Raw genomic sequence first — 22,242 nt, forward strand, 5'->3', positions numbered from 1 at the left:
GGTGGTTTGTCAAGGCACGCTTTCCCGCCTTGACAAACCACCGCCGGCCGTAGTCACAATCAGGCTTCGGGGTTGCGGAAATCCAAAAAGCTTTCAACCCCGGCCAAGGAACTCATCGGCATCGATGCGAAGCCCCCCGTCATAACGGATCACCGTAAGCACATGCCGCTCGACAACGGCCGCACTCCCATCCCGCGGATGCAACGCAATGCGCACAGTGACCTGATCATCCCGCACGGACGGCTGAGCCAGCACATCAACACTGCTGTACCGCCCCCAAAACCGGTCATAGCTCGCCCGCCCCCGCCCCCGCAGATTCGGCCCGATCAACGCCCACCCGGCCGCGGTGTCCGGCATCGACCGGTAATAGCCGACAACGAAGTCGGCAAGGCCGCTCGCCACACCATCAGCCGCCGGAGCGGACCGAGGGGGCTCGGTGGACCGAACCGCCTCGGCAGGTGAAGCACCGGAGGCAACCGGCTGGGCCACGCCCGGAACGGACAGCGGAAAGGGCCACCACTCCCGATCACCCGCGACGGCCAGGTAGGCCGGAACCAGGGCGACAACGGCGGCAATGGCCCCGATCCTGGTGAACAAGCCCTCTTTCGACAACGCGGCTCCCAGCGATCCGTCGGCGCGGTACGCCCACAGGAGTCGCCATTGCGCGAACCGTCGTTACGGCACCGAAGGTGGGCGAATCACCGTCAGGACCGCAGAGAACCCCGACGCCGCTGCCAATCGGTCACAGCATCCAACCCGGCCTCGATCTCCTCGGTAAGCAGAGCACCAAGCTGACCAGCAACATCGGAACCCAGCAACTCCCCAACCCGATCCAGCAAAGACAAAGCCTCCCAAGGCGAACCCGCCAACTCACCGACCACAGCCCCCGGCTCCGGCGGAGCAAGATCCTCTTCCAACCCGAACCGCCCAGCGGCAAGAAGAGCAGCAACCACAAGATGCGGCTGAGCATCACTACCGGCAAACCGGAACTCCAGCCGAGGACTGGAAGCCGCCCCAGCCACCCGGACCGAAGCGGTCCGATCGTCATACCCCCACCGCACCTCCCGCGGAGAAAACGGCGCCGTCCGCAACCGGACATAGCTGTTCCACGTAGGAGCCCAAACAGCGCTCAAAGAACGCGCATCCCGAAGAACACCGGCCAGAAACCCGCCCAGCAGATCGGGCTCCGAACCATCCACGGCAGACAGGGAAAGATGCACATGCCCCGAGCTCCCCTGCCCAGGCTCGGGCGCAGCCAGGTAGTCCGCGGTAACGCCGTGCCGCCCCGCAACCCGACGCACGAGAAGCTGCTGCAGGAGAACATCATCACAAGCAGCAAGGGCATCCCGATGACGCAGCACGATCTCGTACTGCCCCGGATGACACTCGGCACGAGCACTTTCGACCCCGAGCCCGGCCTCATCCAGAGCCACCCGCAGATCCCCCAAAAGAGGCGTCATCCGCTCGGTACCGCCCAAAGCATAGTCGACACCATGCGAAGTAAGCGGCCCCTCAGCGTCCCGGAAGACGACCTCGTGCTCGATCCCTACCGAAGGTACCAACCCCAGCCCCTCCAACGCAGCGAGCTGACCACGCAGCACCTCCCGCGGAGCCAGTTCGGCAGCGGCCCCCGACGGCCATTCGGCATCGCAGACCACGGCCCAGGTCCGCTCACCGAGCGGAACGGCCGAAGCCGCATCCGGCCGCACCCGCAGATCCCCGAACCCCTCGAGGTATCCACCCAGCACCCCGGACACCGGCAACGGCTCCCGCGACGGCGTCCACGCAAAAACGTAACTGCAGACGCCATAACCCTCATCGAGCACCGAAGCGGCGAAGGGAGCAGCAACCTCCACCGCGGCAAACCGGGCGTGCGGGTCGGGCACCAGCAGAAGCAACCGCGCGCCATCCTCAGCGAGCACGCCGCGCAACACCCCTTCCCCCGCAACGGCCGTCGCACGCCGGGCGGCCAGCGACCGCGGCCCGGCCGGCCGCGAGAACGCCGTCACCACGCCCCACCGGCATCCGGCGAGTGCAGCGGATTCGGCACCCGTCCCCAGCGCACGTCGAACTCGTCGTCGCGCTCCACCTTGTCGAAGCCCTGCCCGGCGAAGTGCTCTCGGTTGAGGGTGACCCGCTCGACATCCGGCGCGAACAGCCGGCACGCGTCGAAGCGCGCAGCCACCTCCGGGTTCTCGTCGCGATAGCGGCCGACGACCTCCCGCACCGCCGCCCAGAACCGGGCCCGCGGCAGGCCGAGCTCATCGAGCAGCAGCTCGGCCCAGAACCGGAACTGCCCGGAGAACACCGAGCTGAACAGCGACTGGGCCAGCAGGTGCGCGGGCCAGCGCAGCATGTCCGCCGCGGCCTCGGCCGGCAGGGACGCGTAGCTGTCCAGCTGCTCGTCGAGCAGGTCGACACCCTGCGCGAAGTCCTTGATCAGCACCCGCTGCGGGAACCCGGCGGCGTCGACGACGAGGATGAGGTTCTGCCCGTGCGGGCAGAACCCGACACCGTGGCGCAGCAGCCACTGCAGCAAGGGGGTGAGCAGCAGGTCGAACAGGCGCGTCAGCCACCCCATCGCGTCACCGCCCCCGATCAGGTGCGCCAGCACCGAGACACCGTCCGGCCCCCGGTAGGGCAGCGCGGCGAACGAGATCGTGCGCTCCCCGGGCGGCAGCGGCTCGCGCCACAGCGCGCCCAGGGTTTCGTGGAACCGGTACGGCAGCTCCTCGATGTGCCCGAACAGCGGATGCTTGACCGACACGCTCGCGACCTCGCCGAGCAACCCGAACCGGTACTCCTCACTCAGCAGAGGGTCGGCCGCGCTGATCCGGCGCAGCCACGACGTCACCGACGGCCCGGCGAGCGTCGCCGCGGAGTTGAGCCCGCGGTAGACGAGCGTGTTCCGCACCGACACGGCGGTCTTGACGTCGTGGCGGCCCGGCGTGCTCACGTTGGCCAGGGTCCGGACCGTCTGGTGCGGCCGGTAGGCGTCGGCGCTCTCGCCGAGGTCGACGACGACGCCGGTGGCGAGCTCGGCGGCGTAGAGCGTGCCGACGATTTCGTCGGCCTGCCACGGGTGCACGGGCACCCAGACGTAGTCTTCGGGCGCCCGCGCCGCGAACTCGCCGCGCTGGTCGCCGAGTTCGGCGTCCAGCAGCGCGTCCCGGCTCAGCTCGCCGACGCAGCGGAACTCGGCGTGCTCGGGGTGGACGGCGAACCAGCGCAGCCGCAGGTCTTCGCCGGCTTCGGGGGCGTACCGTGCGCGGTCGCGGGCGGAGAAACCGACCCGGCCCTTGTTGAGCACCAGCCGCGGATGGCCGGTGAGGTGCCCGTCCGCGTAGTTGTAATCCATTGTGGACAATTCGGCCGCGGTCGGCGCGCGGCGCAGGCGGGCGGCTTCGTTGGCGACCGTCGCGGTCAGCTCGGCCAGGACGTCCGCCAGCCGCAGGCCACCGAGGCCCAGCACCGCGCGGGCGTCGACGACGAGGGTGCGCGGATCGGTGACCGGCTCGCCGCCCCGCCGGGCGCTGCCCGGTTCGACCGTCCAGGCTTCGAAGGCGCCGCGCCGGGCCCGGAACGTGTACGTGACGCCGTCCGGGAGGTCCAGCCGGTAGCCGTCGCCGCCGCCGACCGGCTCCAGCATGTGCTCGTAGGACAGCTCGCCGAGCATCTTGTGGGTGATCAGGGCGCCGGCCGCGCGCCAGGCGGCCGCCTCATCCAGGGTCACAGGTCCTCCAGGCCGAACGTGGTGAAGGCGGTGCGGTCGGGCAGCTCGTGCACGGTCCGGCCGCACACGGCGTTGAGGATCACGGCCGCCCGCCAGGCACCGAGACCGAGGTCCGGGGCGCCGGGGCCGTGGGTGTGCCGTTCGGCGTTCTGCACGAACAGCGGCCCCGGCACGTCGAGGGCGACGCGGTAGCCGGCGTCGACGACCAGGCGGCCCCGCTGGTCGCGGTGGACGGCGTCCCCGAGCCCGGCCAGCAGGGGCCCGGTCGGCGTCTCCGCGTAGCCGGTGGCCGCGACGACGGCGGCGGTGCGCACGGTGCCGCTGCGGCCCTGCTGCGCGTGCCGCACGCCGAGCTCGACCTGACCGTCCACAGTGGACGCGGAGACGACCTCGACGCCGGGGGTCAGCACCGCGCCGGGCGGGCCGGTGATGCTGCGGCGGTAGAGCTCGTCGTGGATCGCGCCGATCGTTTCGGTGTCGATACCCTTGTACAGCTGCCACTGCGCGGGCAGCAGTCGGTCGCGGACGGGTTCCGGCAGGCCGTGGAAGTACCGGGTGTAGTCCGGGGTGAACTGCTCCAGGCCGAGTTTCGAGTACTCCATCGGCGCGAACGCCGGCGTCCGGGCCAGCCAGCGCAGACCGTCCACAGTGGAGCGGCTGCGCAGCAGGTCGAGCACGACCTCGGCACCCGACTGCCCGGACCCGACGACCGTGACGCTGTCCGCGGCCAGCAGCGTGTCCCGGTGGGTCAGGTAGTCGGCCGAGTGCAGCACCGGGACGGCCGGATCGTCCGCCAGCCCGCGCAGCGGTTCCGGCACCGACGGCACCGAGCCGACGCCCAGCACGACGGCGTCGGCGAGCACCGGCTCGGTCCCGGTGACGGTCAGTTCGAACGCCGCTTCGGCGTCGTTCCAGCGGACGCCGGTGACCTCGTGGCCGAACCGGCACGACGGCAGCCGGGCGGCGGCCCACCGGCCGTAGTCGTCGTATTCGGCGCGGGGCAGGTGGAACCGCTCGGCGAAGTAGAACGGCAGCAGCCGCCCGCGGTCGCGCAGGTAATTGAGGAAGGAGAACGGGCTCGTCGGGTCGACGAGGGTGACGAGGTCGGCCAGGAAGGGCACCTGCAGCGTCGCGCCCTCGACGAGCAGGCCCGGGTGCCAGCGGAATTCCGGGCGCGCGTCGAAGAAGACCGCGTCCAGGCCGTCGACCGGGGCGGCGAGGGCCGCGAGCGAGAGGTTGAAGGGTCCGATCCCGATGCCGGCGAGGTGGTGGCGCCTCACGAAGCAACCGGGCTTTCCCGGCCGGTCACCAGCTCGGCCCCCGCCGTGGCGGCAATCCGGTCGAGCAGCGGGCGGTAGTCCTCGGCGGTGGTGTGCGGGTGCAGCAGGGTCAGCTTGAGCCACAGCTGGTTTTCGCCGCCCGGCCCGGTCGGCAGCGCGGCCCGGCCGATGACGGCGGTGCCCGCTTCGAGCAGGGCGCGGCGGACGCGGGCGACGAGCTCGTCGCCCCCGGCCTCGTCGGCGACGACCGGCCGGAGGACCACAGTGGACAGTTCGGGCCTGCCCCAGAGCCGCAGGCCCGGGTGGTCGTCCACCAGCCGGGCGACCTCGGTGGCGGTGGTGCAGCAGCGTTCGACGAGCGCACCGAGGCCCTCGGTGCCGAGCGCGTGCACGGTGACGGCCATCCGGAAGGCGTCCGGCCGCCGCGACGTCCGGATCGAGCGGCCGAGCAGGTCGGGCAGGCCGGCTTCGGTGTCGTCGTCGGCGTTGAGGTACTCGGCGCGGACGGTGAGGGCGGCGAGATCGGCGGCTTCCCGCGCGGCGAAGAGCCCGGCGGCGACGGGTTGCCAGCCGAACTTGTGCAGATCGAGGGCGACGGAGTCGGCCAGCTCGAGCCCGTCGAGCTTGGCCTTGAGGGTTTCGCTGCAGAGGGCCATGCCACCGTAGGCCGCGTCGACGTGCAGGCGGGCGCGCTTTCGGCGGCAGATCCGGGCGATTTCGGGCAGCGGGTCGAGGGTGCCGGTGTTGGTGGTCCCGGCGGTGGCGACGACGACGGAGTCCGCGGTGAGGACATCGGCGAGGGCGCCGGGGAGCATGCGGTCGCCTTCGCACGGGACGACGACGGGGGCGGGCAGGCCGAGCAGCCAGGCGGCGCGGGCGACGCTGTGGTGGGCGTTGGCGCCGCAGACGGGCTGGGCGCGGGGGTTGCGTTCACGGGCCAGGAGGAGGCCGAGGAGGTTGGATTCGGTGCCACCGGTGGTGACGACGGCATCCGGGGTTTCGGCGTAGGGGTAACACAACCGGGCGATGCCGGCGGTGAATTCGCGTTCGAGTTCACTGGCGACGGGGGCCTGGTCCCAGGAGTCCATGGAGGGGTTGAGGGCACTGGCGACGACATCGGCGGCAACGGAGACGGCGAGCGGCGGGCAGTGCAGGTGGGCGGCGCAGGAGGGGTCGGCGGGATCGGCGGACCCGGCGGCGAGGAGGCGGCTGAGGTGTTCGAGCGCGGCTTCGGCGCCGACGCCGGTCCGGGGCAGGGCACCGGTGACGGACTCTCGGCCGCCGCGCGGGGCGGCCGAGGTGGGGGCGGGATGGTGGGGGCTGGCGGGCTGCGGCGCGGTCGGTTCGGCGGGTACGGCATGGTCCGGCCCGGAAGCGGGCGCCGACTCGGCGGCCAGGGCATGGCGAAGACCCGCAGCAGGCGCGAGTTCGCCCAGCCCGGCGGCCGCCGTCACCTGGCCCAGGTCGCCACGCTCCGCCACCAGCGCCGCCGCCACCGCGGCCGGGCCGCCTGCCGGGGCCGGGCCGCCGCGTTCCGCGATGCCCGCCGCCATGGCGCGGAGCGCCAGCGGGATCAGCTCGCCGAGCCGGTCCGCGCCGCCCTCGCCACCGGCCAGCCCGTCTGCCCGCATGTGCCCCGCCTTCCTTAGGGTTGCCTTGCCTACGCTGAGCCACAGTACGGCGACCGGCGGCTGCCTGTCATCCGGTCCCGTCCAGCATGCTCGACCGGGTGGCGGGAACGCGTCGGCCATCGGGAGTAGGTTCACCGCGAGGAGGTGATCACGTGCCCCGGTGGGACGTCCTGGCGGCGATCGGCGCCGGCGGCGCGCTCGGCAGCCTCGCCCGCTACGGCCTGTCCGTGGCGATCCCGCACGCGCGCGGCGAGTTCGCACTGGCGACGCTGCTCACCAATGTCCTCGGCTGCCTGCTCATCGGCGTCCTGATGGCGATCCTGACCACCACCGCGCGCCCCCACCACTTGCTGCGGCCGTTCCTGGGCGTCGGGATCCTCGGCGGGTTCACGACCTTCTCCACGTTCGTGACCGACACCCTCGACGCGGCCACCACCGGGCGCATACTGGGTTCCCTGGCCTACGCCCTGGCCTCGCTGGTGCTGTGCCTGACCGCCGTCGCCGCCGGTCTCACGGCCACGCGAGTTGTGCGAAAGGGACGCTGATGGACGGACCCGCGACCCGCCTGACGATCTACATCGGCGAAGACGACCACTGGCACCACAAGCCGCTCTACCACGAGATCGTCCGCCGAGCCCGCGACGCCGGCCTCGCGGGCGCTTCGGTGCTTCGCGGCGTCGAGGGCTACGGCGCTTCGTCGCTGATCCACACGACGCGGATCCTGTCGCTGTCGGAAGACCTGCCGGTGGTGATCGTGATCATCGACGAAGAGGCGAAACTGCGCGCGTTCCTGCCCCAGCTGGACGAGCTGATCGGCGAGGGCCTGGTGACGCTCGACCAGGTCGAGGTGGTCCGCCACGTGGGGCGGACCGAGTGACGCTGGTCCTGGTGGCCCTGGGCGGAGCGGCCGGGTCGGTGCTGCGCTACCTGACCGACCGCCGCATCCAGCAGTGGCGCGACTCGCCGTTCCCGTTCGGGACGCTGACGGTGAACATCGCGGGCTCGTTCGTCCTGGGCTTCCTGAGCGGCTGGCTCCTGCACGGCGCGGAGCCGTCGTCGGTCCGGGCGCTGGTGGCGGTGGGATTCTGCGGCGGGCTGACGACGTTCTCGACGTTCGGCTACGAGACGGTCCGGCTGTTCCTGCAGAAGACTCGGCTGTATGCGGTACTGAACGTGGTCGTCACCACCCTCGCGGGCCTGGCGTCGGGCGCAGCCGGGCTCCTTCTCGCGACCGGCGTCTTCGCTTAGCGGTCCGGACGCCGCATCCGCCTCCGGGGCCAGGTAACACCCGGCCCCGGAGGGAAGCACCGAAATATCAGCGCGGCGCCAGCCCGCGCACCCGCTCGAACGGGTCCTCCCCGGTGGGCAGCAGCGCGATGATCGGCGTCGTCAGCCCGTTGTCCACATAGGACTGCACCTGCTCCCGGCAGGAATCCACGCTCCCGTGGATCACCAGCTCGTCCACCACCGAGTCCGGGATGACCTGGTTCGCCTTCTGCCGGTCCCCCGCCGCCCACGCCTCGTGCATGGGGGCCAATGCCTCGCCACGCCCCAGCCACTCGTGGAACGCCGCGTACACCGGCACCGTCAGGTAGCTCGAAATCAGCATCCGCCCCAGACCGCGGGCCGCCTCGGCGTCCTCCGTCGGGCACACGAAGATCCGGGCCGCCAGCTCGACGTCCGGGCCCACCACCGACCGCACGCGGGGCACGTCCGAAGCCGCCAGCCAGTTGGTGATCGCGCCGTCCGCCTCGCGTGCCGCCAGGCGGAGCATGCCCGGGCGCAGGGCCGCCAGCATGATCGACGGGGGCGGGTCCGCCGGGCGTTCCAAGCGGAACTTCGACACCGCGAACGTCTCGTACTTCTCGGTCACCTTCTCCCCCGCCAGCGCCGTGCGCAGGAACCGCAGGGTGTCACGAGAACGGGCGAGAGGCTCGTCGAAGGAGGCCGCGTTCCACTGGGACACGATCACCGGGGACGACGCGCCGATGCCGAGGACGAACCGGCCCGGCGCCAGCTCCGCCACCGTCGCCGCCTGCATCGCCAGGAGGCCGGGCCCGCGGGTGTACACCGGGACGATCGCCGTGCCCAGGCGCAGCTGCGGTGCCCACTGCGAAGCCAGCACCAGCGGCGTGAACGCGTCCGTGCCCGCCGTTTCGGCCGTCCACGCGTCCGTGTAGCCCAGGTCCGGCAGCTGTTCCACCAGTTCGCGGTGCGCCGTCAGCGGCACCCCGGTCAGCGGAATCGTCAGGCCCCAGCGGCTCATGCAGTCTCCTTCTCGACGGCGGACAGTTCACGCAGCAGCCAGTCGACCTGCGTGCGCATCAGGTTCTCCGCGACCTCTTCGGCCTGCGGCGTCATGTGGGTCGCGCCCGCCAGCGGCAGGAAGACGTGCGGCCGCCCCTTGGCCAGCAGCGCCGACGACAGCCGCAGCGCGTGCGCGACGAACACGTTGTCGTCGGCCAGCCCGTGGACGATCAGCAGCGCCCGGCTCAGCTCGCCCGCGCTCTCGATCAGCGAGTTGTGCGCATAGCTCTCGGCCTCGTCCTGGGGCTTCCCCAGGTACCGCTCGGTGTAGTGCGTGTCGTACAGGGACCAGTCGGTGACCGGCGCGCCCGCGACCGCCGCGTGGAAGACGTCCGGACGCCGCAACACCGCCAGCGCCGACAGGTACCCGCCGTACGACCAGCCCCGGATCGCGACTCGCTCGACATCGAGCTCGGGACAGGACGCCGCTGCCGCCTGCAGGGCGTCGACCTGGTCCTGCAGCGTGACGTCGGCGAGACGCCCGTGGATCTCGCGCTCCCACACCGCGCCGCGGCCCGGCGTGCCGCGGCCGTCCGCCACGAGCACCGCGAAACCCTGGTCGGCCAGCCACTGCGAGGTCAGGAACGCATTGCGGCTTTGCAGGACACGCTGGGCGTGCGGCCCGCCGTACGGGTCGAGCAGCACCGGCAACTTGCCCTCGCTCGGCTCGTACCCGCGCGGCAGCAGCAGCGCCGCGCGCAACCCACGCTCGCCCAGCGTCAGCCAGGTCAGGTTGGGCACGATGTCCGGGTCCACAGTGGACGACTCGATCGTGGCGACCGGCGAGCCGTCCCGCAACACTGAAACGCGCGGGCCGCTGTACTCCAGGCTCCACGACGAAAGCACGGTGACGGCGGCGGACCCGGCGCCGACGTGCACGCCGTCCACAGTGGACAGGCGACGCACCGAAGCGCCCTCGGTGCGGAAGACGTGGATCTGCGTCGGGTCGGCTTCCGAAGCGCTGAAGAGGATCTCGTCGCCGACGTCGAGCACGGCCCGCAGCTGCAGCCCGGCCGGGGTGACGGCCTCGCCGCCGACGAACAGCCGGTGGTCGCCGTCGACCATGCCCTCGACGACCAGCCGCCCGTCCGGCGTCCACGCCGGGACGCCGCCGACGATGTCGATCCAGTGCTGGTCGGACGCGGTGTGCACGACCGACGTCGAGCCGTCGGTGACGTCCAGGGCGAGGACGTCCATCCGCTTCTGGTCGCGCGGCTGCACGGCGAGCAGCGGCGCCCCGCCGGCCGACCAGTGCACCGAGGCCAGGTACTCCCAGTCGCCCGGCGCGACGTCGACGCGCGAGCCGTCGAGGCCAAGCACCGACAGCGACACCAGGGCGTTCGCCGTGCCCGCGGCCGGGTAGGCGACGACGTTGGCCGGGTGCTGCGGGTTGGCCGGGTCGGCGATGGTCCAGCGCGGCACCGGGCCGCGGTCGGAGCGTTCGGCGAGGATGCTGCGGCCGTCGGGGGCCCACCAGTAGCCGCGGGTGCGGTCCATCTCCTCGGCCGCGATGAACTCGGCGAGACCCCAGGCGATGTCCTCGCCGTCCTCCTCGACCAGCACGCGGTCGTCGCCGGTGGCCAGCTCCAGCACGTGCAGCCGCCGGTTCTGGACGTAGGCGACGTGCGTGCCGGCCGGGCTGGGCCGCGGGTCGATGACCGCGCCGTCGACGCGCAGCGTCACCTCGCCCGAAGCGAGGTCCAGGGTGTAGAGCTTGCCCGAGAGCGAGAACACCGCGACGGTGAAGGCCGCGTCGACGCCGTAGTGGACGACGCCGCCGCCGGTCTCGCGGGCCCGTTCGCGCCGCGCGCGCTCTTCGGCGGGCAGTTCCTCCTCGCCGGGCAGCAGCTCGGCGGCGTCGACGAGCTTCGTCTCGGCGCCGGTCGCCAGGTCGGCCGACCACAGGCTGTGCCGGGGGTCGGTGCCCGACTCCGCGCGCAGGAACAGCACGCGCGAGCCGTCCGGGGCGACCCGGAACTCCTTCGGCGCGCCGAGGGTGAAGCGCTGGGTCCGGGCCTGTTTGCGGAGGAACGGGAGGTCGTCGACATCGGTCACGCCCGCACTCTTCCAGACGATCACGCCGGGGCGCCAACGCCCTTCAGCTTGGCCAGCTCGGCGTCGACGTCGTAGTCCGGTTCCGGGAACCGCGGCTTCAGGTCGGCGAGGGTCTCGATCAGCAGCTCGGCGACGGCCCAGTTGCGGTACCACTTGTGGTCGGCCGGCACCGCGTACCAGGGGGCGTCCGCGGTCGACGTCTTCTCGAAGATGCCGGCGTAGGCCTGCTGGTACGCCGGCCAGTGCGACCGCGCCTCCAGGTCACCCGGGTTGTACTTCCAGCGCTTCTCGGGCGTGACGAGCCGGGCCTTGAGCCGCTTGAGCTGTTCCTCCGGCGAGATGTGCAGGAACACCTTGAGCACGGTGGTGCCGGCCTCGGCCAGTTCCGCCTCGAACGCGTTGATCTCGGCGTACCGGCGGCGCCGCTCGGCCCCGGTCAGCAGGCCGCTGACCTGCGGAACGAGGATGTCCTCGTAGTGCGAGCGGTCGAAGACGCCGATCTGGCCGGCCGCGGGCAGCTGCTTGCGGATCCGCCACAGGTATTCGTGACGTTGTTCGGCCGCGGTCGGCTTCTTGAACGCCGCGTACCGGACACCCATCGGGTTGACCAGGCCGAGCACGTGCGACACCGTGCCGCCCTTGCCGGAGGTGTCCATGCCCTGCAGCACGAGCAGCACCCGCCGCGGGCCGCCGGCGACACCTTCGGCGAAGAGCGCCTCCTGCAACGCCGAGAGCCGCTCGCCCGCGCTGTCGAGCCCGGCGAGGGCCTTGGCTTTCTTGCCCGGCCCGACCGGGGCCGAGCCCGGGTCCGGCAGCTCACCGCCGACGCGCAGCGCGTCCCGGACCCGGCTTCCGTCGTGCTTCTTGGCCATCCGGAAAAAGTACCCGTTCAGGCGGCGGCTTTCCCGGCGAAGAGTTTCAACAGCGCGCCGTGCCCACCCTCGCCCGAGACGCCTTCGCGGACCTTGGGACCGGTTTCGCCGTGCCGCTCGAAGCCGCGGTGCTCCAGCTCGACACGGGTCGACCGCGGTCCTTCCTCGATGAACCGGACCTCGATTTCGCTGGCGTGCGCCGGGTCCGGGTCGATGTTCCAGTCGCCGTCGATCCGCCAGGAGAGGACCACCCGGGTGGGTGGCTCCCAGACCAGCACCTCGCCCCACTGGCACTCGGCGCCGTCGACGGTCCGCTCGTACCAGCGCCCGCCTTCCTTCGGCTCGAGGACGGCTTCGGCGAGGTCGCCCGCCCCGATGTGGTGCTGCCGCGGCCACCAGCTGTCGAAGGCTTCGGTGTAGGTCTTGAACGCGTGCTCGCGCGAGCAGGCGACGGTGATCGTCCTGCGGATCGGTTCCAGCGTGGTCATGACTGCTCCTCTTCGGTTCGTTCCGCCAGCTCGGCGAAGGACTTCAGCGCGTCCGACCACATCCCGTCGAGGTAGGCGCGCAGGGCGGCGATCCCGGCCGGTTCCAGCCGGTAGAGCCGCTTGGTGCCGGCGGCCCGATCGGTGACCAGGCCCGCTTCCTTGAGCACCTTGAGGTGCTGGGAGACGGCCGGGCGGCTGATCGGCAGGTCCGCGGCCAGCTCGCCGACCGCGCGCGGCCCGTCCCGCAGCGCTTCGAAGATCGCGCGGCGCGAAGGGTCGGCGAGGGCGGCCAGCTGGTCGCTTCCGTAAGTCGCCACGAACGGTAAGTTACGGCTTACCGATCCGGTCGTCAACCGGCACGCATTGTTTCGGGGGTGTGAACCCGGTATTGCGCAACGAACAACGGGTGAAAGCAACGATTCCCGGCTGAAGTCTGCGTGTTCTGCCTCTAACCTGAACGCATGACGACGTTCGCCGGCCGGGAGACCGCCGCCCCCACCGCCGCGAGCTTCATCGAGCTCGACGAGCAATGGAGCACGCACAACTACCACCCGCTGCCCGTCGTGATCGCCGAAGCGTCCGGCGCCTCGGTGACGGACGTCGAGGGCCGGTCCTACCTGGACTTCCTGTCCGGCTACTCGGCCCTGAACTTCGGCCACCGCCACCCGGACCTGATCGCCGCCGCCGTGGAGCAGCTCGGGCGCGTCACGCTGACGTCGCGGGCGTTCCACCACGACCAGCTGGGGCTGTTCTGCCGCGAGCTGGCCGAGCTGACCGGCACCGAGCTGGTGCTGCCGATGAACTCCGGCGCCGAGGCCGTCGAGTCCGCGGTCAAGGTGGCCCGCAAGTGGGCGCACCGGGTGAAGGGCGTGCCGGACGGCACCGCGGAGATCATCGTCGCGGGCTCGAACTTCCACGGCCGGACCACCACGATCGTGTCGTTCTCCACCGACGAGACCGCGCGCGCCGACTTCGGCCCGTTCACCCCGGGCTTCGTCACGGTGAAGTACGGCGACGCGGCCGCGCTGCGCGACGCGATCACCCCGCGCACCGCCGCGGTGCTGCTGGAGCCGGTGCAGGGCGAGGCCGGGGTCATCGTGCCGCCGGAGGGCTACTTCGCCGACGTGCGGCAGGCGTGTGACGAGCACGGCGTGCTGCTGATCGCCGACGAGATCCAGTCCGGGCTGGCCCGCACCGGCACCGTGCTGGCGCTGGACCACGAGGGCGTCCGCGCGGACGTGTACACCCTGGGCAAGGCCCTCGGCGGCGGCATCCTGCCGGTGTCCGCGGTGGTCGGCCGCCGCGACGTGCTGGGCGTCCTGAAGCCGGGCGAGCACGGCTCGACCTTCGGCGGCAACCCCCTCGCGTGCGCGGTCGGGCGGGCGGTCGTCAAGCTGCTGAAGACCGGCGAGTTCCAGCAGCGGTCCGCGGAGCTGGGCGCCCACCTGCACGCGCGCCTGAACGCGCTGATCGGCACCGGGCTGTCCGAAGTCCGCGGCCGCGGCCTGTGGGCGGGCATCGACATCGCCCCCGGTGGGCCGTCGGGGCGCGAGGCGTCGGTGGCGCTGTCGGCGCGGGGCGTGCTGTGCAAGGAGACGCACGAGCGCACCCTGCGCGTCGCCCCGCCGCTGGTGATCACCCGCGAGGAGCTCGACCGCGGCATCGACGCGATCGCCGAGGTGATCCGCCCGTAGACCACCCGGACGCCGCCGGGTGAGCCTCCCGCCCCGGCGGCGTCCGGGAGCACAACGTCCCCTTCGGACGTTGTGCCCGGTATGGGATCAGGGGAACGCCCGCTCGTGGGCACCGGATGCGTCACACCGGCCGAGCTGTACGACCAGGGGAAGCGGCTCCGGGAGAAGACGCCGGTCACCGCACACGACCACGAGGCCACGGCGAAAGACCGGCCGTCGCCACAGCAGTACTTCGAAGCCACCAACACGGGACGGCTGCCCGAGCTCGTCGAGCTGCGGCGGGAACGGATGCTCGCGTCGCCGTTCACCTTCTTCCGCGGCGCGGCCGGCCTGATGGGCGCCGACCTCGCCGGCACGCCGGACTCCGGGCTGACCGCCCAGCTCTGCGGCGACGCCCACGCGGCGAACTTCGGGCTCTACGGCACCCCCGAAGGCAAGATCGTGATGGACATCAACGACTTCGACGAGACCGTGCCGGGCCCGTGGGAATGGGACCTCAAGCGGCTCGCCGCCAGCCTCGTGCTCGCCGGCCGCGAAGGCGGCATCGGCGAGGCCGGCTGCCGCGAGGCCGCCGAAGACGCCGTGAAGTCCTACCGCCGGACCATCCGCGCCCTGGCCGAGCTGCCGTTCCTGCGGAGCTGGAACGCGCTGCCGGACTCCTCGGTGCTGTCCAAGGCGCGGGCCGACGAGCTGATCGACGACTTCGCCGACGCCGCCGAGAAGGCCCGCAAGAACGACAGCGCGAAGGTCGCCGCGAAGTGGACCGAACGCGTCGACGACCACGAGACCGGCCTGGCCCGGCACCGGTTCGTCGAAGACCCGCCCGTGCTGACGCACGTCGACGCGGCGACCGCCGAAGCCGTGCACGCCGGCCTGGTGTCCTATGTGGACACCCTGCGCGAGTCGCGGCGCACGCTGATCGCGCGGTACCGGCTCGCCGACGTCGCCTTCCGCGTCGTCGGCACCGGCAGTGTCGGCCTGCGCAGCTACGTCGCCCTGCTGCACGGCAACGACGACGAAGACCTGGTGCTGCAGGTGAAGCAGGCGCAGCGGCCCGCGCTGGCGCCGTACCTCGGCCTGCCGACGGCGGCGCACGAAGGGCAGCGGATCGTCGACGGCGCCCGCCTGGTGCAGGCCGAGACGGACATCCTCCTCGGCTGGACCACCATCGGCGCCGTGCCGTTCATCGTCCGGCAGTTCCGCAACCTCAAGGGCGACATCGACCCGTCGGCGCTGGAGAAGGACCACCTCGACGACTACGGCCGGCTGGCCGGGGCGCTGCTCGCCCGCGCCCACACGCGGTCGCTGCATCCGAAGCTCCTCGCCGGGTACTTCGCCGACGACTCCGAGCTCGACGAGGCGATGGGCGCGTTCGCCGTGCGCTACGCCGACCGGACGGAAGCCGACCACGCCGCCTTCTCGGGGACCTGACCGGACAGGTTGCCGGTCAACGCTGGAGAACGACTTCCCGGCCGTGCTAGACGTTCGTGAACGGGTGACGGCGAGGGAGGCGGCGTGGCGGATCTCAAGCGGCGGTCGGTGCTCACGGGCGCGGTCGCGACGGCACTGGCGGCCACGGCGGCACCCGCGCTCGCGGCTCCCCGGCGCCGGGCGTTCCGGCTGGGCGTCAACTACACGCCGTCCACGCGCTGGTTCCACATGTGGGAGGACTGGCGCGAGGACGACCTGCGCCGCGACCTCCACGACATCGCCGCGCTGGGGCTCGACCACATCCGGATCATGCTGCTGTGGTCGGCCTTCCAGCCGGAACCGCACCTGGTGAGCGGCGAGAAGCTCGACCGGCTGCACCGGTTCCTCGACCTCGCCGGCGCGGCCGGGCTGGACGTCGAGGTGACGGTGTTCAACGGCCACATCTCGGCCCGCTACTGGACGCCGAACTGGCTGCAGACGACGCCGAAGCCGGTGAACTGGTTCACCGACCCGGCCGCCCTGGACGCGCAGCGCGCGCTGCTGGCGGCGCTGGCCGGGCGGATCGGCCGGCACCCGCGGTTCCTCGGGTTCGACCTGTCGAACGAGCCGTACTACTACTGGGATTCCTACGCCGGCCTGTTCGTCACGCAGGCGCAGGCGGACGCGTGGGCCCGCACGCTGTGCGCCACGGCCGAGGAGGTGGCGCCCGGCAAGGCGCACACGGTGGGCTGCGACCGGGCGCCGTGGGACAACGGCACCTACTTCACCCGCCCCGGCCTCGCCGACGCGGGCAACGTGGTGGCCATCCACCCGTGGACGTCGTTCTTCGGCACGCTGAAGACGGACCCGCTCGCCGCGTTCGCCACGCACAACGCGGAACGCCTGATCCAGGTGGCGCAGGCGTACGCGACGGACCCGGCCCGCCAGGTGTGGATCCAGGAGGACGGCGCGGCACCGTCGATCCACTTCAGCGACGCGACGCGCCCGCAGTACGGCGAGTGGCTGTCCCAGTCGATCCGCAACGCGGCTTCCTGCGCGCACACGCTGGGTTTCACGTGGTGGTGCTCCCACGACGTGAACCCGGCGCTGGTCCCGAACCTGAACCCCCTCGAATATGACCTGGGGCTGTACACGAACGACCGGGTCCTGAAACCGGCCGGAGCGGCGTTGAAGGCTTTGGTGGCGGAGTTCGACCGGACGCCACCGTCCCCGGCCCCGCGCACGACGGCGATCGTGGTCCCGGACCTGTTCCCGACGGCGGGCAACGACCGGTTCTTCAAACTGGCGGCCGAGGGCAAGCGGGTGGCGTTCGTGCTGCAGAGCCGCGCTGCGGACGCGGCCTACCTGCGAGCGCGCGGCATCACCGAGCTCATCCAGCCGTGACCAGCGCGGCGACGTCCGCCGCGCAGCCCCAAGCCAGGGTGATCCCCGCTCCCCCGTGCCCGTAGCAGTGCACGACGTCACCCTCCCGCTCCAGCCGCACCTCACGACGGAACGGGCGCAGCCCCACCAGCGACCGCAGCACCTTCGCCTCCGCCAGGCGCGGCTCCAGTTCGCGGCAGCGGCGCAGGATGTCCGCCGTCACGCCCGGGTTCGGGTCCGTGTCGCCGCGGCCCGGTTCCTCCGTGCCGCCGCACACCACGTGGGTGCCGTGGGGGATCACGTACGTCACGCCCGGGCCCGTCTCGTCGACCACGAACTCGGCCACGCCCGGGTCGGTCACGTGCACCACCTGGCCGCCGACCGGGACCATCGAGTCGTCGCCGGCCAGGGGACCCGCGCCGAGGCCCGCCGCGTTGACCACGACGTCCGCGTCGAGACCCGACAACGAGGTCAGCGTCCGGTACTCGACGCGCACACCCAGCGCGCGCACCCCGGCCAGCAGCCAGCTCAGGTACACCGGCGTGTCGACCACTGCCGTCGTGAACTCCACGCGGTCGCCGACGCGGGCCGCGCCGACCGCCGGGAGCCACTGCGGGTCGGGTGCCCCGGCCGCCAGCAGGACCCGGCCGCGGCGGAAGCGGACACCCGGGGCGTCCTGCCCGCGGAACACCGCGAGGCTCGCCGCGGTCCACCGGACCACGCGCTCGTCGAGGCGGTGCCCCGGCGGGTACAGCACCCCGCCGGCCACCGCCGACGTCGATTCCCGCGGCGGGGCCGCCGCCACGACCGTGACGTCGTGGCCCGCTTCCGCCAGCCGGTACGCGCTGCTCAGCCCGACCATCCCGGCCCCGGCGACTGTGACCCGCATCCGCTCCTCCCAAGGTGGGCTCCCCCGCATGGTGACGCACCGGCGGCGCCCGGCGGGCCGCGGGGGCCCGGCTACCCTCGCGCGGGTGAGGACGATCGCCGCCGTCTGCGGTTTGCTCGCGCTGCTGCTGGGCCTGCCGTTCGCCGGCGGGAGCACGCCCGGCACGGTCGACGACGCCGCCGCCCGGGCCGTCGCGCACCTCAACCCGGGTGTGGTGCGGGCCCTGGTCTTCCCGACCGAGCCGTACGTCGTGCTCGCGCTGGGCCTGCTCGCGGTCGTCCTGTGCCTGCGCGCCGGGCGGCGGCTGGAGGCCGCGCTCGCCCTGGCCGTGCCGGTGCTGGCCATCCTGCTGACGACGTTCCTGCTGAAACCGCTGTACGACCGGTGGAAGAACGGCACCCTGGTCTACCCCAGCGGCCACACGGTGAGCCTGGCCGCGGTGCTGACCGTGCTCGTCCTGGTCACCCGCCGGGTGGTCGTGGTGGTGCTGGCCGCGGTGGCGCTGCTGGCCGCGGCGGCGGGGCTCGTCGGGATGGGCTACCACTACCTCACCGACGTCGCCGGCGGGACGCTGTGGGCCGTCGCGGTCGTGCTGGTCAGCTGGCCGGCGCCGCGTCACGGGCCAGCGCCGTCAGCCGGCTGACCGCGCGCAGGTACTTCTTCCGATAGCCGCCGTTCACCATCTCCTCGGTGAACAGCGACGGCAGCGGCTCGCCCGAGACGACCAGCGGGACGGCCCGGTCGTAGAGCCGGTCGGCGAAGGCGACCAGCCGCAGGCCCACGTTCTGGTCCGGCGCCGGGTGGATGCCACGCAGGTGCACGCGGGTGACGCCGTCGAGCAGCCGCCCGTAGCGGGACGGGTGCAGCTCGGCGAGGTGGGCGCACAGCGCGTCGAAATCGTCCACAGTGGACCCGTCGTGCGCGGCGGCCGACGTCTCCAGCTCCTCCGGCGACACCGGCGGCGGCGCGTCCGGCAGGCCGCGGTGGCGGTAGTCCGGGCCGTCGACGCGGACCACGCCGAAGCGGGCCGACAGCGACTGGATCTCGCGCAGGAAGTCCTCGGCGGCGAACCGGCCCTCGCCCAGCTTCTCCGGCAGCGTGTTCGACGTCGCCGCGACGAACACCCCGGCGTCCATCAGCTCCTGCAGCAGCCGGGTGACCAGCGTGGTGTCGCCCGGGTCGTCGAGCTCGAACTCGTCGATGGCCAGGACGCGGTGCTCCGACAGCCGCCGCACGGCCTCGGCGAAGCCCAGCGCGCCGACCAGGTGGGTCAGCTCGACGAACGTGCCGTACGCCTTGGGCGAGGGCGCCGCGTGCCACGTCGAGGCCAGCAGGTGGGTCTTGCCGACGCCGAACCCGCCGTCGAGGTAGAGGCCCCTGGGCCCGGCCGGCTCCGAGGACCCGCCGAAGAGCTTGAAGCGCTTCTTTTCGCGGCGCGCGCCGACCTTCTCCGCGAACGCCGAGCACGCCTCCACGGCGGCGGCCTGACTGGGCTCGTCGGGATTCGGAATGTAGGTCTCGAACCGGACGGCGTCGAAGCGCGGCGGCGGCACCAGCGCGCCGATCAGCTCGTCGGCGGACAGCTCGGGACGGCGATCGACCAGGTGCGCGGGCATGGTCGGAGAGCCTATCGGCGCCCCAGTTGCCGATGAGCGGGCATATGCCCCGGTAGAGACGTGATTCACGCTCGTGCTGGGATGATCGGGTGCAGCTTGTGTGGCCCGAACGGACGGGCGAACTGACCGATTCGGACCTCGAGGAGATCTACTCCTACCCCGAGAACCCGGACCGGCCCTGGGTGCAGGTGAACTTCGTCGCGTCCGCCGACGGCGCCGTCGAGATCGACACGACGTCGGCGGGTCTCTCGCACGCCGCCGACCGCCGGGTTTTCCTGCTCGGCCGCGATCTCGCCGACGTGATCCTGGTCGGCGCCGGGACCGCCCGCGCCGAGAACTACCGCGGCGTCGTCGCGGGCCCGAAACGCCTGGAGCGCCGTCGCCGGCTGGGGTTCGACGGCGTGCCGCCGATCGCCGTCGTGACGCGCACCGCCGACCTCGACCCCGCGTCCCGGCTGTTCACCGAAACCGCCGTGCCCCCGATCGTGGTCACCACGGACACCGCCGACACGCGTGCCCTCGAAGCCGCCGGGGCCGAAGTCCTGCGCGCGGGCGAAGACGACGTCGACCTGCCCCGCGCCCTCGGCCTGCTCGCCGCCCGCGGCCTGCGCCGGATCGACTGCGAAGGCGGGCCCGGGCTCTTCGCGCGGCTCGTCGCCGACGACCTCGTCGACCAGCTGTGCCTGACCGTCGCGCCGCTGCTCGTGGCCGGAACCGCGGGCCGGATCGCCGCCGGGGCCGCCCCCGCCGTGCCGCGCCGGCTCGCCCTGGCCTCCGTCCTCGTCGAGGACGGCTTCACGCTCCTGCGCTACCGCCGGGACGCCGGGTGAGCGACGACGCCGAGCTGCTCGCCAAGGCCGCCGGCGGCGACGAAACGGCGTTCGGCGCCCTGGTGCGGCAGCACACGCCCCGGATGTACCGGGTCGCGCTGCGGATCACCGGCAGCGCGGCCGAGGCCGAGGACGTCGTGCAGGAGGCGTGGCTCGCCGCCTGGCGGTCCCTGGCCGGGTTCCGGCAGGAGTCGGCGGTGTCGACCTGGCTCTACCGCGTCGTCACCAACAGCGCGCTCGCCGTGCTGCGCCGCCGCCGTCCGACGGTCTCGCTCGACGACCCCGATCCGCAGTCCACTGTGGACAGCGCGTTGCTCGCCGCGGCGGTGCCCGGCCCGGAAGGCCGGGTCGTGCGGGCCGAAGAGGTCGACGCGGTGCTGCGGGCGGTCGGCAGGCTGGAGGTGTCCCAGCGCGTGCCGCTCGTGCTGCGCGAACTGGAGGGGCTGAGCTACGAAGAGGTCGCCGAAGTGCTCGACGTGAACGTCGGTGCCTTGCGTTCGCGGCTGCACCGGGCCAGGGTGGCGCTGCTCGCCGAGTTGAGGGAGCGGTGATGGCCGAGACCGAGGATCCCGAGCGGGACCCGCGCTGGGACGCCGTGCGCGCCGCGGCCCGGCGCCGGGTGCCGACCCCGCCCGGCCTGGTCGAACGCGTGCTGCGGGCGGTCGCGCGCGGCCGCCGGACGGCGATCGACGTGCCCGGCGAGGGCGGCCGGCTGCGCATCACCGGCGACGTCGTCACCCGGCTGGCCGAGACGATCGCCGCGGACCGGGCCCCGGACGGCGTGCGGGTGTCGGCCGTCGCGGTCGAGGACGACGTCGTGGAGGTGCTGGTGTCGGTCCGGTTCGGCGTCGTCGCCGACGAGGCCGCCGAAACGCTGCGCCGGGACATCACCGCGGAGCTGGCCCGGCAGCTCGGGACCGCCACGGCGGTGAACGTGCACGTCGTTGACGTCCATCCGGGGTGAAATTACCCCGATTGGGTGACATCGCGTGAGGGTTGTGCCCCTCCGGGCATCGTAACGGCGAAAGCCCGCCACGAGAGGAGCCCGCACGCATGCACCCGGAACGGACCGAGAGCCCCGGCACCGTCACGCCGCTCAACGAGGAGGGCGCCGCCGGCCGCACCACCATCGCGTCACTGGTGGTGCAGAAGATCGCCGGCCTGGCCGCCCGCGAGATCGCCGGCGTGCACGCCCTCGGCGGCGGCGGGGTTTCGCGCGCGATCGGCGCGCTGCGCGAGCGCATTCCCGGCTCCGGCACGGTCACCACGACCGGCGTGTCGGTGGAGGTCGGCGAGAAGCAGACGGCGATCGACCTCGACGTCGTGGTGGAGTACGGCGCGCGCATCACCGACGTCGCCCGCGCGGTGCGGCGCAACGTGATCACCGCCGTCGAGCAGATCACCGGCCTCGAGGTGATCGAGGTGAACATCGCGGTCAACGACATCTTCCTGCCGGGCGAGGAAGAACCCGAATCCACGCGCGTCGAATGACCGCGCGGCGACCTTCCGTCCCAGTCCTAGGAGGACATGTGAACGCAACGCAGACCGGGCTCCTGGCCGGGCTGATCCTCGGCCTGGCCGCGACCCAGGGGTTCACCGCGTTCCTGGTGACCCTGGCCGTCGGGATCATCGGCCTGGTCGCCGGCCGGGTCCTCGACGGCGAACTCGACCTCGGCGAGCTCTTCGGCAAGGGCCGCGACAAGTGAGCCGCGTCCTCGACGTGCCGCGGGAGCTCGCCGACCCCGGCGAGCGCGGCACCCTCACCATCGGGCACGCGGTGGTCCGCAAGGTCGCCCAGCACGCCGCCGACACGGTGCCCGGCACCGCGCGGGACGGCCGGAAGGGACCGAAGGCGAAGGTCGGCGGGCACGACAACGACGTCGACCTCGCGCTCGACGTCGCCCTGCGCTACCCGGCGGCGGTCCGCGCGGTCGTCGGCGACGTGCGCGAGAAGGTCACCGAAGAGGTCGAGCTGATCACCGGCTACCGCGTCCGGACGCTGGCCGTGACGGTGTCCGCGCTGCTGCCGGACGCGCCCCCGAGGGTGCGGTAGC

25 protein-coding genes are annotated in these 22,242 nt (G+C 72.5%); 13 read left to right on the forward strand and 12 right to left on the reverse strand.

Translation table 11 applies throughout. From position 1 onward, the window contains the following. Nucleotides 1-93 precede the first annotated feature (93 nt). The 5 genes from AB0J55_RS40700 to AB0J55_RS40720 all read right to left on the reverse strand — a co-directional run bounded on the left by AB0J55_RS40700 (nt 94) and on the right by AB0J55_RS40720 (nt 6,644). Nucleotides 94-612, reverse strand: a complete 519-nt coding sequence (locus AB0J55_RS40700) for a hypothetical protein (protein WP_364261695.1) — start codon at nt 610-612, stop codon at nt 94-96. A 92-nt stretch (nt 613-704) separates the two neighbouring features. After that, nucleotides 705-2,009, reverse strand: coding sequence for a glutamine synthetase (locus AB0J55_RS40705; RefSeq protein ID WP_364262112.1), 1,305 nt, complete (start codon nt 2,007-2,009; stop codon nt 705-707). After that, entirely contained in the window at nt 2,006-3,733 is a 1,728-nt protein-coding gene (locus AB0J55_RS40710; RefSeq protein ID WP_364261698.1) for an IucA/IucC family protein, read from the reverse strand. The genes AB0J55_RS40705 and AB0J55_RS40710 overlap by 4 nt, the downstream gene beginning before the upstream one ends. Continuing rightward, a complete protein-coding gene (locus AB0J55_RS40715) occupies nt 3,730-5,013 on the reverse strand; it encodes a SidA/IucD/PvdA family monooxygenase (RefSeq protein WP_364261701.1) in 1,284 nt (427 codons plus the stop codon). The genes AB0J55_RS40710 and AB0J55_RS40715 overlap by 4 nt, the downstream gene beginning before the upstream one ends. After that, nucleotides 5,010-6,644, reverse strand: coding sequence for an aminotransferase class I/II-fold pyridoxal phosphate-dependent enzyme (locus tag AB0J55_RS40720; RefSeq protein WP_364261704.1), 1,635 nt, complete (start codon nt 6,642-6,644; stop codon nt 5,010-5,012). The genes AB0J55_RS40715 and AB0J55_RS40720 overlap by 4 nt, the downstream gene beginning before the upstream one ends. A 152-nt stretch (nt 6,645-6,796) precedes the next feature. Here AB0J55_RS40720 and AB0J55_RS40725 point away from each other — a divergent pair, with 152 nt between their 5' ends. Genes AB0J55_RS40725 through crcB form a run of 3 tightly spaced genes read left to right on the forward strand, consistent with a single transcriptional unit; the run spans nt 6,797 to nt 7,892 of the window. Further along, complete coding sequence (locus AB0J55_RS40725) at nt 6,797-7,189, forward strand: CrcB family protein (protein ID WP_364261707.1); 393 nt, start codon at nt 6,797-6,799, stop codon at nt 7,187-7,189. Beyond that, on the forward strand, nt 7,189-7,521 hold the full coding sequence (locus tag AB0J55_RS40730) for a DUF190 domain-containing protein (protein ID WP_364261709.1): 333 nt from the start codon (nt 7,189-7,191) through the stop codon (nt 7,519-7,521). Before AB0J55_RS40725 ends, AB0J55_RS40730 begins: the two co-directional genes overlap by 1 nt. Further along, a complete protein-coding gene (crcB, locus tag AB0J55_RS40735; RefSeq protein WP_364261712.1) occupies nt 7,518-7,892 on the forward strand; it encodes a fluoride efflux transporter CrcB in 375 nt (124 codons plus the stop codon). The genes AB0J55_RS40730 and crcB overlap by 4 nt, the downstream gene beginning before the upstream one ends. A gap of 67 nt (nt 7,893-7,959) precedes the next feature. Here the strand turns inward: crcB and AB0J55_RS40740 are convergent, their stop codons facing one another. Genes AB0J55_RS40740 through AB0J55_RS40760 form a run of 5 tightly spaced genes read right to left on the reverse strand, consistent with a single transcriptional unit; the run spans nt 7,960 to nt 12,683 of the window. Continuing rightward, nucleotides 7,960-8,910, reverse strand: a complete 951-nt coding sequence (locus AB0J55_RS40740; RefSeq protein ID WP_364261715.1) for an LLM class F420-dependent oxidoreductase — start codon at nt 8,908-8,910, stop codon at nt 7,960-7,962. Next, entirely contained in the window at nt 8,907-11,006 is a 2,100-nt protein-coding gene (locus tag AB0J55_RS40745) for a prolyl oligopeptidase family serine peptidase (RefSeq protein ID WP_364261718.1), read from the reverse strand. Before AB0J55_RS40745 ends, AB0J55_RS40740 begins: the two co-directional genes overlap by 4 nt. Before the next feature lie 20 nt (nt 11,007-11,026). Then, on the reverse strand, nt 11,027-11,878 hold the full coding sequence (locus AB0J55_RS40750) for a PPK2 family polyphosphate kinase (RefSeq protein ID WP_364261721.1): 852 nt from the start codon (nt 11,876-11,878) through the stop codon (nt 11,027-11,029). Nucleotides 11,879-11,895: 17 nt separating this feature from the next. Continuing rightward, a complete protein-coding gene (locus AB0J55_RS40755) occupies nt 11,896-12,366 on the reverse strand; it encodes an SRPBCC family protein (protein ID WP_364261724.1) in 471 nt (156 codons plus the stop codon). Beyond that, the gene (locus AB0J55_RS40760; RefSeq protein ID WP_364261727.1) at nt 12,363-12,683 is read right to left on the reverse strand and encodes a metalloregulator ArsR/SmtB family transcription factor; all 321 of its coding nucleotides are present in this window, start codon (nt 12,681-12,683) and stop codon (nt 12,363-12,365) included. Before AB0J55_RS40760 ends, AB0J55_RS40755 begins: the two co-directional genes overlap by 4 nt. Nucleotides 12,684-12,827: 144 nt before the next feature. Between AB0J55_RS40760 and rocD the strand changes: the two genes are divergently transcribed. From rocD to AB0J55_RS40775, 3 genes are all read left to right on the forward strand, one after another. Then, nucleotides 12,828-14,060 (forward strand): ornithine--oxo-acid transaminase, encoded by a 1,233-nt coding sequence (gene rocD, locus AB0J55_RS40765; RefSeq protein WP_364261730.1) that lies wholly within the window; start codon nt 12,828-12,830, stop codon nt 14,058-14,060. 81 nt (nt 14,061-14,141) lie between these two features. After that, on the forward strand, nt 14,142-15,491 hold the full coding sequence (locus AB0J55_RS40770) for a DUF2252 domain-containing protein (protein ID WP_364261733.1): 1,350 nt from the start codon (nt 14,142-14,144) through the stop codon (nt 15,489-15,491). Between the two features lie 84 nt (nt 15,492-15,575). After that, on the forward strand, nt 15,576-16,874 hold the full coding sequence (locus tag AB0J55_RS40775) for a hypothetical protein (protein WP_364261736.1): 1,299 nt from the start codon (nt 15,576-15,578) through the stop codon (nt 16,872-16,874). Here the strand turns inward: AB0J55_RS40775 and AB0J55_RS40780 are convergent. Next, nucleotides 16,861-17,742: an FAD-dependent oxidoreductase gene (locus tag AB0J55_RS40780; RefSeq protein WP_364261739.1), complete on the reverse strand. Its 882-nt coding sequence runs from the start codon at nt 17,740-17,742 to the stop codon at nt 16,861-16,863. The genes AB0J55_RS40775 and AB0J55_RS40780 overlap by 14 nt on opposite strands. 28 nt (nt 17,743-17,770) lie before the next feature. Here AB0J55_RS40780 and AB0J55_RS40785 point away from each other — a divergent pair, with 28 nt between their 5' ends. Next, nucleotides 17,771-18,385, forward strand: coding sequence for a hypothetical protein (locus AB0J55_RS40785; protein ID WP_364261742.1), 615 nt, complete (start codon nt 17,771-17,773; stop codon nt 18,383-18,385). On the opposite strand, the gene zapE is transcribed toward AB0J55_RS40785, so the two are convergent. Continuing rightward, nucleotides 18,339-19,358, reverse strand: coding sequence for a cell division protein ZapE (zapE, locus tag AB0J55_RS40790; RefSeq protein ID WP_364261745.1), 1,020 nt, complete (start codon nt 19,356-19,358; stop codon nt 18,339-18,341). The two genes, AB0J55_RS40785 and zapE, sit on opposite strands and share 47 nt — an antisense overlap. An 89-nt stretch (nt 19,359-19,447) precedes the next feature. Here zapE and AB0J55_RS40795 point away from each other — a divergent pair, with 89 nt between their 5' ends. The 6 genes from AB0J55_RS40795 (at nt 19,448) to AB0J55_RS40820 (ending at nt 22,241) form a co-directional block, all read left to right on the forward strand. Then, nucleotides 19,448-20,188 (forward strand): pyrimidine reductase family protein, encoded by a 741-nt coding sequence (locus AB0J55_RS40795; RefSeq protein WP_364261748.1) that lies wholly within the window; start codon nt 19,448-19,450, stop codon nt 20,186-20,188. Continuing rightward, nucleotides 20,185-20,739: a sigma-70 family RNA polymerase sigma factor gene (locus AB0J55_RS40800; protein WP_364261751.1), complete on the forward strand. Its 555-nt coding sequence runs from the start codon at nt 20,185-20,187 to the stop codon at nt 20,737-20,739. The genes AB0J55_RS40795 and AB0J55_RS40800 overlap by 4 nt, the downstream gene beginning before the upstream one ends. Next, on the forward strand, nt 20,739-21,152 hold the full coding sequence (locus AB0J55_RS40805) for an Asp23/Gls24 family envelope stress response protein (protein WP_364261754.1): 414 nt from the start codon (nt 20,739-20,741) through the stop codon (nt 21,150-21,152). The genes AB0J55_RS40800 and AB0J55_RS40805 overlap by 1 nt, the downstream gene beginning before the upstream one ends. Nucleotides 21,153-21,241: 89 nt before the next feature. Next, nucleotides 21,242-21,679 (forward strand): Asp23/Gls24 family envelope stress response protein, encoded by a 438-nt coding sequence (locus AB0J55_RS40810; RefSeq protein WP_364261757.1) that lies wholly within the window; start codon nt 21,242-21,244, stop codon nt 21,677-21,679. A 38-nt stretch (nt 21,680-21,717) separates the two neighbouring features. Further along, entirely contained in the window at nt 21,718-21,894 is a 177-nt protein-coding gene (locus AB0J55_RS40815; protein ID WP_013224542.1) for a hypothetical protein, read from the forward strand. Then, nucleotides 21,891-22,241 (forward strand): Asp23/Gls24 family envelope stress response protein, encoded by a 351-nt coding sequence (locus tag AB0J55_RS40820; protein ID WP_364261760.1) that lies wholly within the window; start codon nt 21,891-21,893, stop codon nt 22,239-22,241. The genes AB0J55_RS40815 and AB0J55_RS40820 overlap by 4 nt, the downstream gene beginning before the upstream one ends. Nucleotide 22,242: the final 1 nt, after the last annotated feature.

This window comes from Amycolatopsis sp. NPDC049688 (assembly GCF_040674975.1).
Taxonomy (GTDB): domain Bacteria; phylum Actinomycetota; class Actinomycetes; order Mycobacteriales; family Pseudonocardiaceae; genus Amycolatopsis.

Coding starts and splice junctions, on each gene's coding strand:
- AB0J55_RS40770 (WP_364261733.1), top strand. CDS start 14,142: ATGGGATCAGGGGAACGCCCGCTCGTGGGCACCGGATGCGTCACACCG.
- AB0J55_RS40780 (WP_364261739.1), bottom strand. CDS start 17,742: ATGCGGGTCACAGTCGCCGGGGCCGGGATGGTCGGGCTGAGCAGCGCG.
- AB0J55_RS40805 (WP_364261754.1), top strand. CDS start 20,739: ATGGCCGAGACCGAGGATCCCGAGCGGGACCCGCGCTGGGACGCCGTG.
- AB0J55_RS40720 (WP_364261704.1), bottom strand. CDS start 6,644: ATGCGGGCAGACGGGCTGGCCGGTGGCGAGGGCGGCGCGGACCGGCTC.
- AB0J55_RS40785 (WP_364261742.1), top strand. CDS start 17,771: ATGGTGACGCACCGGCGGCGCCCGGCGGGCCGCGGGGGCCCGGCTACC.
- AB0J55_RS40740 (WP_364261715.1), bottom strand. CDS start 8,910: ATGAGCCGCTGGGGCCTGACGATTCCGCTGACCGGGGTGCCGCTGACG.
- AB0J55_RS40755 (WP_364261724.1), bottom strand. CDS start 12,366: ATGACCACGCTGGAACCGATCCGCAGGACGATCACCGTCGCCTGCTCG.
- rocD (WP_364261730.1), top strand. CDS start 12,828: ATGACGACGTTCGCCGGCCGGGAGACCGCCGCCCCCACCGCCGCGAGC.
- zapE (WP_364261745.1), bottom strand. CDS start 19,358: ATGCCCGCGCACCTGGTCGATCGCCGTCCCGAGCTGTCCGCCGACGAG.
- AB0J55_RS40810 (WP_364261757.1), top strand. CDS start 21,242: ATGCACCCGGAACGGACCGAGAGCCCCGGCACCGTCACGCCGCTCAAC.
- AB0J55_RS40750 (WP_364261721.1), bottom strand. CDS start 11,878: ATGGCCAAGAAGCACGACGGAAGCCGGGTCCGGGACGCGCTGCGCGTC.
- AB0J55_RS40730 (WP_364261709.1), top strand. CDS start 7,189: ATGGACGGACCCGCGACCCGCCTGACGATCTACATCGGCGAAGACGAC.